Below are 10,849 nucleotides of genomic sequence, written 5' to 3' on the forward strand. Positions count from 1 at the left end.
GCGTACACAAGAGTGATGCCCGTCACTTCGGGGCCTAGCATCGGATCACCAGTCAGTTTCTTGCTGATCAGATTTAGAGAAGAGGAACACCATGCGCCAGATCCGCGCATTCCGAATTGCCGCCGTCGCCGCCGGCATCGCCCTGATGGCCACCGGCTGCGGTGCCACCGGGAAGAGCTCTACTGACGGAGCCAGCTCCGGCGCCCCCGCCGGCCCGCTGACCGGGCTCCAGATCATGGTCCCCAACACTGCAGGCGGCGGCTACGACACCACCGCCCGCGTGGCGGCCAAAGTCCTCGAAGACGAGAAAATCGCCACGAACCCCGAAGTCTTCAATCTCGCCGGCGCCGGCGGAACCGTGGGCTTGGCCCGCATCGTCAACGAAAAGGGCAACGGCGACCTCACCATGCTCATGGGCCTGGGCGTGGTGGGCGCGAGCTACACCAACAAGTCCGAGTCCAAGCTGACGGCCACCACCCCCCTGGCCCGGCTCATCGAAGAGCCCGGCGCCATCATGGTCAACAAGGATTCGCCCTACAAAACCATCGATGACCTGGTCACCGCCTGGAAGGCTGACCCGGGTTCCATCAGCGTCGGCGGAGGTTCCTCCCCCGGCGGCCCTGACCACCTGCTGCCCATGCAGTTGGCCGGAGCCCTGGGCATCGACGCGACCAAGGTGAACTTCGTGTCCTACGACGGCGGTGGAGACCTCCTCCCGGCCATCCTGGGCAACAAGGTGGGCTTTGCGGCCTCCGGTGCAGGCGAATACCTCAAGCAGATCGAATCCGGTGCGGTCCGTGTCCTGGCCACCAGCGGCGAGAAGCGGCTCGACGGCGTGGACGCTCCCACGCTCAAGGAATCCAACATCGACCTGGTGTTCACCAACTGGCGCGGCATCGTGGCCCCTCCGGGCATCACCGACGCTGACAAGGCCAAGATGATCGCGGCACTCGAAAAGATGCACGGCACGGCCGCCTGGAAGGAAGCCCTGAAGACCAACAGCTGGAGCGACGCCTTCATCACCGGCGCCGAGTTCGAAAGCTTCCTGGCCGAGCAGGACAAGCGGGTGGCGGACGTCCTCACGAAGCTTGGCCTGGCGTGAGCTCCTCACCAACTTTGGCCTCACGGCTCAAAGGCCGCTCCGAGCTGGGGGTTGCCCTCCTGCTCGGGGCGGCCGGGGCCCTGGTCATCTGGGACGCAACCCGCATCGCTACCACCTACTCCCAGTCTGATCCCGTAGGACCTAAGACCTTGCCGTTCATCGTGGGCGGCCTGCTGCTGGTCTGCGCCGTGATGCTGGCCGTCAACGTATTCCGCGGTGGCAAAGGCGAGGCGGAAGGCGGCGAGGACGTGGACCTTTCCCACCCCGCCGACTGGAAAACGGTCCTGCCACTGGCGGGCGCCTTCATCGCGAACATCCTGCTGATCGACTGGGCCGGCTGGGTCATCTCCGGCACCATCCTGTTCTGGGGCAGCGTCTGGGCACTGGGCGGCCGGAACTACATCCGCGACGGACTCATCTCGGTGGCAATGTCCCTCCTGACCTTTTACGGCTTCTACCTTGGCCTTGGCATTAACCTGCCCGCCGGCCTCCTGGAAGGGCTTCTCTGATGGATGTCTTCTCCTCCCTGATGGACGGCTTTGCCACCGCCCTCACCCCCATGAATTTCCTCTACGCCGTGATCGGCGTCGTCCTGGGTACCGCCGTCGGCGTCCTCCCGGGCCTCGGCCCGGCCATGACCGTTGCGCTCCTGCTTCCGGTCACGTACGCCCTGGAACCCACCAGCGCCTTCATCATGTTCGCCGGCATTTACTACGGCGGCATGTACGGCGGCTCCACCACCTCCATCCTGCTGAATACGCCGGGTGAATCGTCGTCTGTGGTCACGGCCATCGAAGGCAACAAGATGGCGAAAGCCGGCAGGGCCGCGCAGGCGCTGGCGACGGCGGCCATCGGCTCGTTCGTGGCCGGCACCATCGGCACGGCCCTCCTGGCAGTCTGCGCTCCGATCGTGGTGGAGTTCGCCATCAGCCTGGGCGCCCCCAGCTACTTCGCGATCATGGTTCTCGCCCTGCTGGCGGTCACCGCGGTCCTGGGTTCCTCGCGGCTCCGGGGCTTCGCGTCCCTGGGCCTTGGCCTCGCCATCGGTCTGGTGGGCCTGGACGTGGTCACGGGCCAGGCCCGGCTCACGTTCGGCGTACCGCTCCTGGCTGATGGCCTGGACATCGTGGTGGTTGCGGTGGCTATCTTCGCCGTGGGCGAGGCGCTGTGGGTTGCCGCGCACCTGCGCCGCACACCCCTGCAGGTCATCCCCGTGGGACGTCCGTGGATGGGCAAAAAGGACTGGAAACGGTCCTGGAAACCCTGGCTCCGCGGCACCGCGTTCGGCTTCCCGTTTGGCGCTCTTCCTGCCGGCGGAGCCGAGATCCCCACGTTCCTCTCTTATGTCACCGAGAAGAAACTCAGCAAGCACCCAGAGGAGTTCGGCAAGGGCGCCATCGAGGGCGTGGCCGGTCCGGAAGCAGCCAACAACGCTGCCGCGGCCGGCACTCTGACCCCCATGCTGGCCCTGGGCCTGCCCACCAACGCCACGGCTGCGGTAATGCTGGCGGCCTTCACGCAGTACGGCATCCAACCGGGACCGCAGCTGTTCGAGAGCCAGGGACCGCTGGTGTGGGCCCTCATCGCGAGCCTCTTCATTGGCAACTTCCTGCTCCTGATCATCAACCTGCCCCTGGCACCGTTGTGGGCCAAGCTCCTGCAGATCCCGCGGCCCTACCTGTATGCCGGCATCCTGTTCTTCGCCACGCTGGGCGCCTACTCGGTGAACCTGCAGGCGTTCGATCTGGTGCTCCTGCTGACGCTCGGCGCGCTTGGCTTCATGATGCGGCGGTTCGGACTTCCCGTCCTGCCGCTCATCCTCGGAGTCATCCTCGGACCGCGCATCGAAAAGCAGCTCCGCCAGACGCTGCAGCTCAGCGCCGGCGACCCTGCCGGCCTTTGGAGTGAGCCGATCGCCGTCGGCATCTACATCATCATCGCCCTCATCCTCCTGTGGCCGCTGCTGTTCAAGCTGATCCGCCGGAACCGACCGGCAGCAGTGCCGGCAGGGGTGGCCGCCACCCGCTCCGGCGCATCCGAACCGACGGATGCCTCGGGTGGCAGCGCCAGCCATGGCAGCCACCGTGCCACTACTGGCGGCGACGGGGACGGCGGCGGCTAACCAGTCGGCTACCCAGTCCTGGGCATCCGCCCCGCATAGCATCCGCATCCGCCCCGCAGCAGAAGATCAACTGACAGAAAAAGAGGTACAGCCATGACGATTGTGGTGGGATACGTCCCTACCCCGGAGGGCGAAGCAGCCCTGACCCAGGCCATCGCCGAGGCCAGGAAGAGCAACACCACCCTGCTGGTCATCAACTCCTCCAAGGGTGATGCCCTGGTGGACAACCGGTACGCCCAGGAGCCCGAAATGCATGGCATCGAGGCGCGCCTGGCCGCCCACGGGGTCGACCACGTGATCAAGCAGCCTGTCCGCGGCCACGATGCGGCAGCGGAGGTACTCGATGCCGCGGAGGAGCACAACGCCGAGCTCATCGTGATCGGGCTGCGCCGCCGCACCCCGGTGGGCAAACTGATTATGGGCAGCACGTCGCAGCGGATCCTGCTCGAGGCTGATTGTCCCGTTCTGGCCGTCAAAGCGGGCATGGCGGGCTGATCCGCGCACAACCATTTATCCGAAGCTTGTTCGCGGGACCCCGCCTTGACGGCGTGGTCCCGCGAACAAGCTTCGGATTTTTGGCGTCTGGGCGCACGAGACAGCAGTCATCTGACATCCTAGGTCCTGTATCCGGTACAGTGGATCGAGCCGTTTGGCACGAGACACAGAAAGTTCGGCACATGACTACAGCATTTTTGGAACGCCCCTTGGCCGCCGTGGCGGCCGTCGAAGCCGCGGCTTACCTGTCCATCAACCTGCAGTTTTCCACAGCGCACGAGATGCACGAAGGGCTGGACAACGCTGTTGCCACGCTGATCGAGCCGGCGAAAGAAGCCGCCTGCGGCATCCTTGTTACTCGCCTGCGCCCGGGACGCTTCACCGTAGCCCTGGACGAGTCGGTTCCCTTTGGTGAAACCTACGAAAGCATTGCGGCCTGACCTGATTCGGCCCCGGATCCGGGCTTCGATCGATGCTTCGATCCAGCCCGCGATCCACGCAAAGAGTCCCCACCTTCCGGCAACGGAAGGCGGGGACTCTTTGCTATTTGGTCTTGTGTTCCTAACTCCTGCGGACTTCTACACCGTCGGATTTAAGGAAAAGTTCCTTTTCTGACGGAGTGGCCGGCACGAGCCACAGCACGTTCCCGCTCTGCGATACTTCCTCCACTTCGCCCGCCGCAATGACGTGCGCGTGTTTGATGATTTCCACCCGGTCCCCGGCTTTGAGCGTTCCCCACTCCGAGATGGTGGCCGAGTGGACATTGCGCCTCGACAGGACAGCCCCACGTGCTTTCATTTGAACTACTACCCCTTTGTATACGTTCTGCGCCACAGCCTCTTTGATGTGACTTTTACTACACCTTCAGTTCTACTACACTTCCCGGCGTCGAATTGTTCGTGTTGCACCATATTTGAACATTGGACGAATTTCTTGGCAGGACCGAAGAATATTCCCGCTCAGGCAAGAATTCCGACGGCGGATTCGGCGGCTGCCCGGACCCTTCCTGAGGCAACCAGACGGTCAGCCGCCTCGAGCTCCGGCGACAGGAACCGGTCGGTTCCCGGGCCTTCGACGACGGACCGCAGCACCCCGATCACGGCAGCGCCTGCCGGGCCGGGGGTGAGCTCGCCGTCGGACAGCTGCGTCCGCATGTCGATGGCACGGGCGCTCGTCACCAGTTCGATGGCCAGGACGCGGCGAAGGTTCTCCACGGCCTTGCGGAGCTTCCGGGCCGCATGCCAGCCCATGGACACGTGGTCCTCCTGCATGGCGGAGCTGGGAATGGAATCCACCGACGCCGGGACGGCCAGCCGCTTGTTGTCCGAGACCAGCCCTGCCTGCGTGTACTGCGCGATCATCAGGCCCGAGTCCACCCCCGGATCCGCGGCCAGGAACGCCGGCAGCCCGTGCGAACGCGCCGGGTCAAGCATGCGGTCCGTCCGGCGTTCGGCGATGGAGCTCAGGTCCGCGACGGCGATGGCCAGGAAGTCCAGGACATACGCCACGGGGGCGCCGTGGAAGTTGCCGTTGGAACTGACCCGGCCGTCCGGCAGGACCACCGGGTTGTCGATGGCCGCGGCAAGCTCACGGGATGCCACGAGGGCGGCGTAGTCCACCGTGTCCCGGGCGGCCCCGGCCACCTGGGGCGCGCAGCGCAGCGAGTAGGCGTCCTGGACTTTGGAATCCCCCACGCGGTGCGAGGCCACGATCGGGGAGTTGGACAGCACGCGCAGCATATTGTCCGCGCTGGCAGCCTGGCCGGGGTGCGGACGCAGCGCCGCATGCAGCTCCGGCACAAAGACCTGGTCTGTACCGAGCAGCGCCTCGACACTGAGCGCGGCGGTGATGTCCGCCGTCGTCAGCAGTTGGCGAAGGTCCGCGATGGCCATCAGGAGCATGCCCAGCATTCCCTCGGTGCCGTTGACCAACGCCAGGCCTTCCTTCTCGGCGAGGGTGACCGGTTCGATGCCGTGCCCGGCGAGCAGCTCGGCGACAGGCGCCTCACCCCGCCCGCCGAACGTCACACCGTCGGGCCCTTCCGCTTCACCCTCGCCCATCAGCACCAGGGCGCAGTGGGACAGCGGGGCGAGGTCGCCGGAGCAGCCAAGCGAGCCGAATTCGCGGACCACCGGTGTGATGCCGGCGTTGAGCACGTCCACCATGGTCTGCAGGACGACGGGACGGACGCCGGTGCGGCCGGAGGCGAGGGTTTTGGCCCGCAGGAACATAATGCCGCGGACCACCTCGCGTTCCACGGCCGGGCCCATGCCGGCGGCGTGGCTGCGGATCAGCGATTTCTGCAGCTGCGTGCGCAGCTCGCTGGGGATGTGCCGGTTGGCCAGCGCGCCGAAGCCGGTGGAAATGCCGTAGGCGGGGGTCTCGCTGTGCGCGAGTTCGTCGATGTGCGCGCGGACCTTCGCCACCGTGTCCAACGCTTCCTGGGAGATGGTCACCTGGGCGTTGTGACGGGCGACGGCGACAACGTCCTCGGGCGTGACGCCGCTGGAGCCGAGGGTGACGGTGAGCGGTGCTTGCGTGGTGATGGTCATTGAATGTTCCTACTTCTTTGCTTCTGCGGAGTCTGCGGTCTCGTTCATAGGGATGCGGACGCCGCGTTCTTTGGCGACGTCGGTGGCGCGGTCGTAGCCGGCGTCGGCGTGGCGGATGACACCCATGCCGGGGTCGTTGGTGAGGAGGCGCTCGAGTTTCTGCGCGGCGAGGTCGGTGCCGTCGGCGACGGAGACCTGGCCGGCGTGGATGGAGCGGCCGATGCCGACGCCGCCGCCGTGGTGGATGGAGACCCAGGTGGCACCGGACGCGGTGTTCAGCAGGGCGTTGAGCAGCGGCCAGTCCGCAATGGCGTCGGAGCCGTCGGCCATGGCCTCGGTTTCCCGGTACGGGGAGGCCACGGAGCCGGAGTCGAGGTGGTCGCGGCCGATCACGATGGGCGCCTTGACCTTGCCTTCCTTGACGAGCTGGTTGAACAGCAGGCCGGCCTTGGCGCGGTCGCCGTAGCCGAGCCAGCAGATCCGGGCCGGCAGGCCTTCGAACTCGACCCGTTCCTGGGCCGCGTCGATCCAGCGGTGCAGGTGCTTGTTCTCGGGGAAGAGTTCCTTGATGGCCTTGTCCGTGACCGCGATGTCCTCCGGGTCACCGGAGAGCGCGACCCAGCGGAACGGGCCCAGGCCTTCGCAGAACAGCGGACGGATGTAGGCCGGGACGAAACCGGGGAATTCGAAGGCGCGGTTGTAGCCGCCCTTGCGGGCCTCGTCGCGGATGGAGTTTCCGTAGTCGAAGACCTCGGCGCCGGCGTCCTGGAACTCCACCATGGCCTGGACGTGCCGGGCCATGGAGGCCTGGGCCTTCTTGGTGAAGCCCTCCGGGTCAGCGGCGGCCTCTGCATGCCATTCCTGGACCGTGATGCCTTCGGGCAGGTAGGACAGCGGATCATGGGCGGAGGTCTGGTCCGTGACGATGTCGACGGTCAGTTCGCCCGCGCGGTGGCGGCGCAGGATCTCGGGGAAGACCTCCGCGGCGTTCCCGACGTAGCCGACGGACCAGCCGCGGCGCTCTTCCTTGGCCGCCAGGACCTTGGCGATCGCGGTGTCGAGGTCGGTCTCGACCTCGTCGAGGTAGCGTTTGCCGGCGCGGCGGCGCAGGTGGCTTTCGTCGACGTCGACGATCAGGCAGGCGCCCTCGTTCAGGGTCACGGCGAGCGGCTGCGCACCGCCCATGCCACCGCACCCGCCGGTCAGGGTCAGGGTCCCGGCGAGGGTGCCGTCCTCGTCGCCGGTGAGCTTGCGGGCGATCGCGGCGAAGGTCTCGAAGGTGCCCTGCAGGATGCCCTGGGTGCCGATGTAGATCCAGGACCCGGCGGTCATCTGGCCGTACATCATGAGGCCCTCGGCCTCGAGCCGGCGGAATTCGGGCCAGTTGGCCCAGTCGCCGACGAGGTTGGAGTTGGCCAGGAGCACGCGCGGGGCCCATTCGTTGGTGCGGAAGACGCCGACCGGCTTACCGGACTGGACCAGCAGCGTCTCGTCGCTTTCCATGGTTTCCAGGGTGCGGGTGATCGCATCGAACGCCGCCCAGGACCGGACGGCCCGGCCGGTGCCGCCGTAAACCACCAGGTCATCCGGGCGCTCGGCGACCTCGGGGTCCAGGTTGTTCATCAGCATCCGCAGCGGGGCTTCGGTCTGCCAGCTCTTGGCGGTGAGCTCGGTGCCGCGGGCTGCTTTGACCGGGCGGGCACCGGTGGTGAAATCGGCGGGTGCCATGAGGGGCTCCTTTGTGTTCTGGGCGAGTACGAGGTTCGCGGTGTTGGGAAGAGGTTCTGTATCAACTAAAGCCGTTCCGGGCCGGGCCGGACAGGGCTTTCGGAGGGGTGGTGTCCGGGATTCCAGACCGCTGCGGATTCCTGCCGGACCGTCGGCGAGGCAGAGCCAGCCGACGCCGGGCAGCACTACTTGGCAGGGCGGCCGTGGATGCGGACGGAGAGTTCGTCCGCTACTTTCTGGACCCGCGCGGCGAGCGCCGGCCATTTGTCCGCCGGCAATTTGTCCTCGAGGAACGTGACGGCAACTGCCGCCGTCGGCCATCCCACGTGGTCCGTGACAGCGGCGGCGATCGAGCCGAAGCCGGGCGTCACCTCGCCATGTTCGGTGGCGTAGCCGCGCTGCCTCACTTGGTCCAGGTGCGAGGACAGCGCGGAGTACTTCATGATGGCGCCCTCCACCTCATGCCGGGCGGTGAAGGCCTCGGCATTCGGGTAAAGCGCCCGGACCTGCGACTTGGGCAGCGCGGCGAGAATGGCGCGGCCGCTGGCGGTGAGGTGGCTGGGAAGACGGACGCCGACGTCGGTCACCAGGGACGGGCGGTTCTTGGCCCGTTCCTCCACGATGTACAGCACGTCGCGGCCATGAAGCACGGCCAGGTGCGCGCTCTCGCCGATGACGTCCACCAGCGACGCCAGCAGCGGCCGGCCCAGGCGGGACAGCGGTTCCTGCCGCGAATACGCCGAGCTCAGCTCGAAGGCACTGATCCCCAGTCCGTAGCGCTGCTCCTCGTGCAGGTGGAGGACAAAACCGTTCGCCTCCATCACCCCGAGCAGGTGGTAAACGCTGGAGCGCGGCAATCCCAAGGACGTGGCAATGCTCGACGCCGCCATCGGCCCCCGCTTCGAGGCCAGCAGTTTGAGGATACGGAGGGTGTTCTCGGCGGCGGGGACTTTGGACGTCGCCCTTGGTTCACTGCCCGCCTCTGGCCTGGCTTCCGTGCTCGACACCACTGCATTCGATTCCACTGTGCCCTCCGTCATTTCTCGCGGGGATTCCGGCCATGTCCGGGATCCCGTACTTAACCTTGCGCCCCTTCCCGTCCCCTGCGTGACCATCACAACATGGCCAGTGTCCGGAATACCAGACATAGCCCGGTTGGGGACCCCGCCGTCGATGATGTCCTAGGCTGAAACGCATGGTCTCCACCAAGAGCATCCTTGCCGCGTACGATTCCCAGCTCCGCCGGCTGGTGCCCCCGGCCGTTCCGGCAGGCCACGAATATCAGCTGCTGGGACCCCTGCTACGCGTGACCGGACAGCGGCGGGGCTTCATTGAATCGGCCCGTTGACCTCGGCGTGGAGGGCGGGATGCTCGACAGGATGATCGTCGAACAGCGTGAGTACTTTGCCGGCCGGGGGGAGGCCGTCGAATGGAAGACCCAGGCGCATGACGTCCCAGCTGATCTTGAGTCCCGCCTCCGCGCAGCAGGCTTCGTACCGGAAGACCGCGAGACCGTCCTGGTGGGTGAGACAGCCTCGATGGCCGGTGAACCTGTGGTCCCGGAGGGTATTCAGGTGAGGCTTGCCCGCGAACGCCCTGACCTGGAGCGCATCGCGGCGATGAAGTCTGAAGTGTGGGCCGCCGATTACAGCTGGGTGGCCGCTGATCTGCAGCACCGGCTGGCCTCAGGCCCGGAAAACCTGGTGGTCTTCCTGGCCGAAGCCTCGGGGGAAGTGGTTTCGGCGGCCTGGCTCGAGATCAATCCCGGCACGGACTTCGCCGGTTTGTGGGGCGGGTCAACCTTGCCTGCATGGCGCGGGCGCGGGATCTATAAGGCTCTGGTTTCCGCACGCGCCCAGGTGGCGGCCGCCCGTGGAGTGAAGTACCTGCAGGTGGACGCGTCCGCTGACAGCGAGCCGATCCTGGAAAGGTTGGGATTCCGCGCAATCACCACCACGACTCCGTTTGTGTGGACTCCTCCTGCGACGGGACGCTGAACCGCAGAGCGACTCACGGTCCTAGATGTTCCAAGACGCTGACGTTCGATGTGGTCGGAGACGGCCGCTCATCCGGCGGCGCACCTTCTGTCCGGGGTTGGTCGGGCTGGTGGTCCTCGGGCAGGGACAGGTCGCCGGGCGGGTTTTGAGGATCCGGACCAAAATCTTGAAGTCTTAGCCATTCGCCAATTTCTTGATGCCCCAGCTGTTCTTCGATCTGGTGTGGCCAGGTTGGTGGTTCCCAGTCGGGGTGTTCGCTGGCGTAGTACCGTCCGGTGGGTGATGTCCAGCCCGGTGGTTCGTTCTTGGTGGCGGTGGTGGGTTTCCAACCGGTAGTGTGGCGGAGTCTGTGGTGTTTGGGGCAGGGCTGGCCGAGATTTGAGATTCCGGTGGTGCCGCCGTGGGCCCAGGCGAGGAGGTGGTCGGCTTCGTTGTCCAAGGACTGGTTGCTGCAGCCGGGGAACGGGCATCTTCCGTCCCGAAGCCTGAGCCATCGGCATTGGGCTTTCGTCACCCGGTAGCTGGTCCGCCCGATCTCCAGCGGTGCACCGTCGCGGGGATCTGTCAGGACCCGGTGGAAGGACTCGGCGCCGTCGGCGACGAGCGCGCTGGCCATGGACGGCGGTATGGGCCCGTACCCGTCGAGCATGGCCGGTTCATCCGTGAGGCCCTTCAGCGAGAGGACCGGGACGGTCACGAGGACCTGGGCCTTCGGTGACGGGATCAGATCGGCTTCGCCGCCCAGAAGCCAGGCCGCGGCCACGTCCGCCCGCAACTGGGTGAGGGTCCGGGATTCGTCGGGGCCCTGCAGGGCCCGGGCTGCGGTGGTGGTCCGGTTCCAGATCCCGGCTGC

At 66.4% G+C, this 10,849-nt stretch carries 12 protein-coding genes; 7 read left to right on the forward strand and 5 right to left on the reverse strand.

Features of this window, described 5'->3' with window-relative positions:
- Positions 1-91: 91 nt before the first annotated feature.
- The 5 genes from ASG77_RS19495 (at position 92) to ASG77_RS19515 (ending at position 4,159) form a co-directional block, all read left to right on the forward strand.
- Entirely contained in the window at positions 92-1,102 is a 1,011-nt protein-coding gene (locus ASG77_RS19495; RefSeq protein WP_056348847.1) for a Bug family tripartite tricarboxylate transporter substrate binding protein, read from the forward strand.
- Positions 1,099-1,611: a tripartite tricarboxylate transporter TctB family protein gene (locus tag ASG77_RS19500; RefSeq protein ID WP_056348850.1), complete on the forward strand. Its 513-nt coding sequence runs from the start codon at positions 1,099-1,101 to the stop codon at positions 1,609-1,611. The genes ASG77_RS19495 and ASG77_RS19500 overlap by 4 nt, the downstream gene beginning before the upstream one ends.
- Entirely contained in the window at positions 1,611-3,224 is a 1,614-nt protein-coding gene (locus tag ASG77_RS19505; protein ID WP_056348853.1) for a tripartite tricarboxylate transporter permease, read from the forward strand. Before ASG77_RS19500 ends, ASG77_RS19505 begins: the two co-directional genes overlap by 1 nt.
- 93 nt (positions 3,225-3,317) lie before the next feature.
- Positions 3,318-3,719, forward strand: coding sequence for a universal stress protein (locus ASG77_RS19510; protein WP_056348857.1), 402 nt, complete (start codon positions 3,318-3,320; stop codon positions 3,717-3,719).
- Positions 3,720-3,901: 182 nt separating this feature from the next.
- Complete coding sequence (locus ASG77_RS19515) at positions 3,902-4,159, forward strand: hypothetical protein (RefSeq protein ID WP_156380384.1); 258 nt, start codon at positions 3,902-3,904, stop codon at positions 4,157-4,159.
- A gap of 121 nt (positions 4,160-4,280) precedes the next feature.
- Here the strand turns inward: ASG77_RS19515 and ASG77_RS19520 are convergent, their stop codons facing one another.
- From ASG77_RS19520 to ASG77_RS19535, 4 genes are all read right to left on the reverse strand, one after another.
- On the reverse strand, positions 4,281-4,517 hold the full coding sequence (locus ASG77_RS19520) for a hypothetical protein (protein WP_056348863.1): 237 nt from the start codon (positions 4,515-4,517) through the stop codon (positions 4,281-4,283).
- A 161-nt stretch (positions 4,518-4,678) separates the two neighbouring features.
- Positions 4,679-6,271: a histidine ammonia-lyase gene (gene hutH / locus ASG77_RS19525; protein WP_056348866.1), complete on the reverse strand. Its 1,593-nt coding sequence runs from the start codon at positions 6,269-6,271 to the stop codon at positions 4,679-4,681.
- 9 nt (positions 6,272-6,280) lie between these two features.
- Positions 6,281-7,999, reverse strand: a complete 1,719-nt coding sequence (locus ASG77_RS19530) for a urocanate hydratase (RefSeq protein ID WP_056348869.1) — start codon at positions 7,997-7,999, stop codon at positions 6,281-6,283.
- 185 nt (positions 8,000-8,184) lie between these two features.
- Entirely contained in the window at positions 8,185-9,006 is an 822-nt protein-coding gene (locus ASG77_RS19535; protein WP_056349034.1) for an IclR family transcriptional regulator, read from the reverse strand.
- A gap of 188 nt (positions 9,007-9,194) precedes the next feature.
- Here ASG77_RS19535 and ASG77_RS22305 point away from each other — a divergent pair, with 188 nt between their 5' ends.
- Positions 9,195-9,347 carry a hypothetical protein gene (locus ASG77_RS22305; protein ID WP_200950814.1) on the forward strand — a complete coding sequence of 51 codons (153 nt, stop codon included), beginning with the start codon at positions 9,195-9,197 and terminating at the stop codon, positions 9,345-9,347.
- Positions 9,331-9,996: a GNAT family N-acetyltransferase gene (locus ASG77_RS19540; RefSeq protein ID WP_200950815.1), complete on the forward strand. Its 666-nt coding sequence runs from the start codon at positions 9,331-9,333 to the stop codon at positions 9,994-9,996. Before ASG77_RS22305 ends, ASG77_RS19540 begins: the two co-directional genes overlap by 17 nt.
- 13 nt (positions 9,997-10,009) lie before the next feature.
- Here ASG77_RS19540 and ASG77_RS22750 read toward each other — a convergent pair.
- On the reverse strand, positions 10,010-10,849 hold an 840-nt coding region (locus tag ASG77_RS22750; RefSeq protein WP_235564688.1), incomplete at its 5' end, for an HNH endonuclease signature motif containing protein.

It is taken from the genome of Arthrobacter sp. Soil762, assembly GCF_001428335.1.
Taxonomy (GTDB): Bacteria; Actinomycetota; Actinomycetes; order Actinomycetales; family Micrococcaceae; genus Arthrobacter.

What these genes read in the sequence shown, in the direction of transcription:
- ASG77_RS19495 (WP_056348847.1), top strand. Translation starts at nt 92, where the DNA reads ATGCGCCAGATCCGCGCATTCCGAATTGCCGCCGTCGCCGCCGGCATC.
- ASG77_RS19505 (WP_056348853.1), top strand. Translation starts at nt 1,611, where the DNA reads ATGGATGTCTTCTCCTCCCTGATGGACGGCTTTGCCACCGCCCTCACC.
- ASG77_RS19510 (WP_056348857.1), top strand. Translation starts at nt 3,318, where the DNA reads ATGACGATTGTGGTGGGATACGTCCCTACCCCGGAGGGCGAAGCAGCC.
- ASG77_RS19515 (WP_156380384.1), top strand. Translation starts at nt 3,902, where the DNA reads ATGACTACAGCATTTTTGGAACGCCCCTTGGCCGCCGTGGCGGCCGTC.
- ASG77_RS19520 (WP_056348863.1), bottom strand. Translation starts at nt 4,517, where the DNA reads ATGAAAGCACGTGGGGCTGTCCTGTCGAGGCGCAATGTCCACTCGGCC.
- hutH (WP_056348866.1), bottom strand. Translation starts at nt 6,271, where the DNA reads ATGACCATCACCACGCAAGCACCGCTCACCGTCACCCTCGGCTCCAGC.
- ASG77_RS19530 (WP_056348869.1), bottom strand. Translation starts at nt 7,999, where the DNA reads ATGGCACCCGCCGATTTCACCACCGGTGCCCGCCCGGTCAAAGCAGCC.
- ASG77_RS22305 (WP_200950814.1), top strand. Translation starts at nt 9,195, where the DNA reads ATGGTCTCCACCAAGAGCATCCTTGCCGCGTACGATTCCCAGCTCCGC.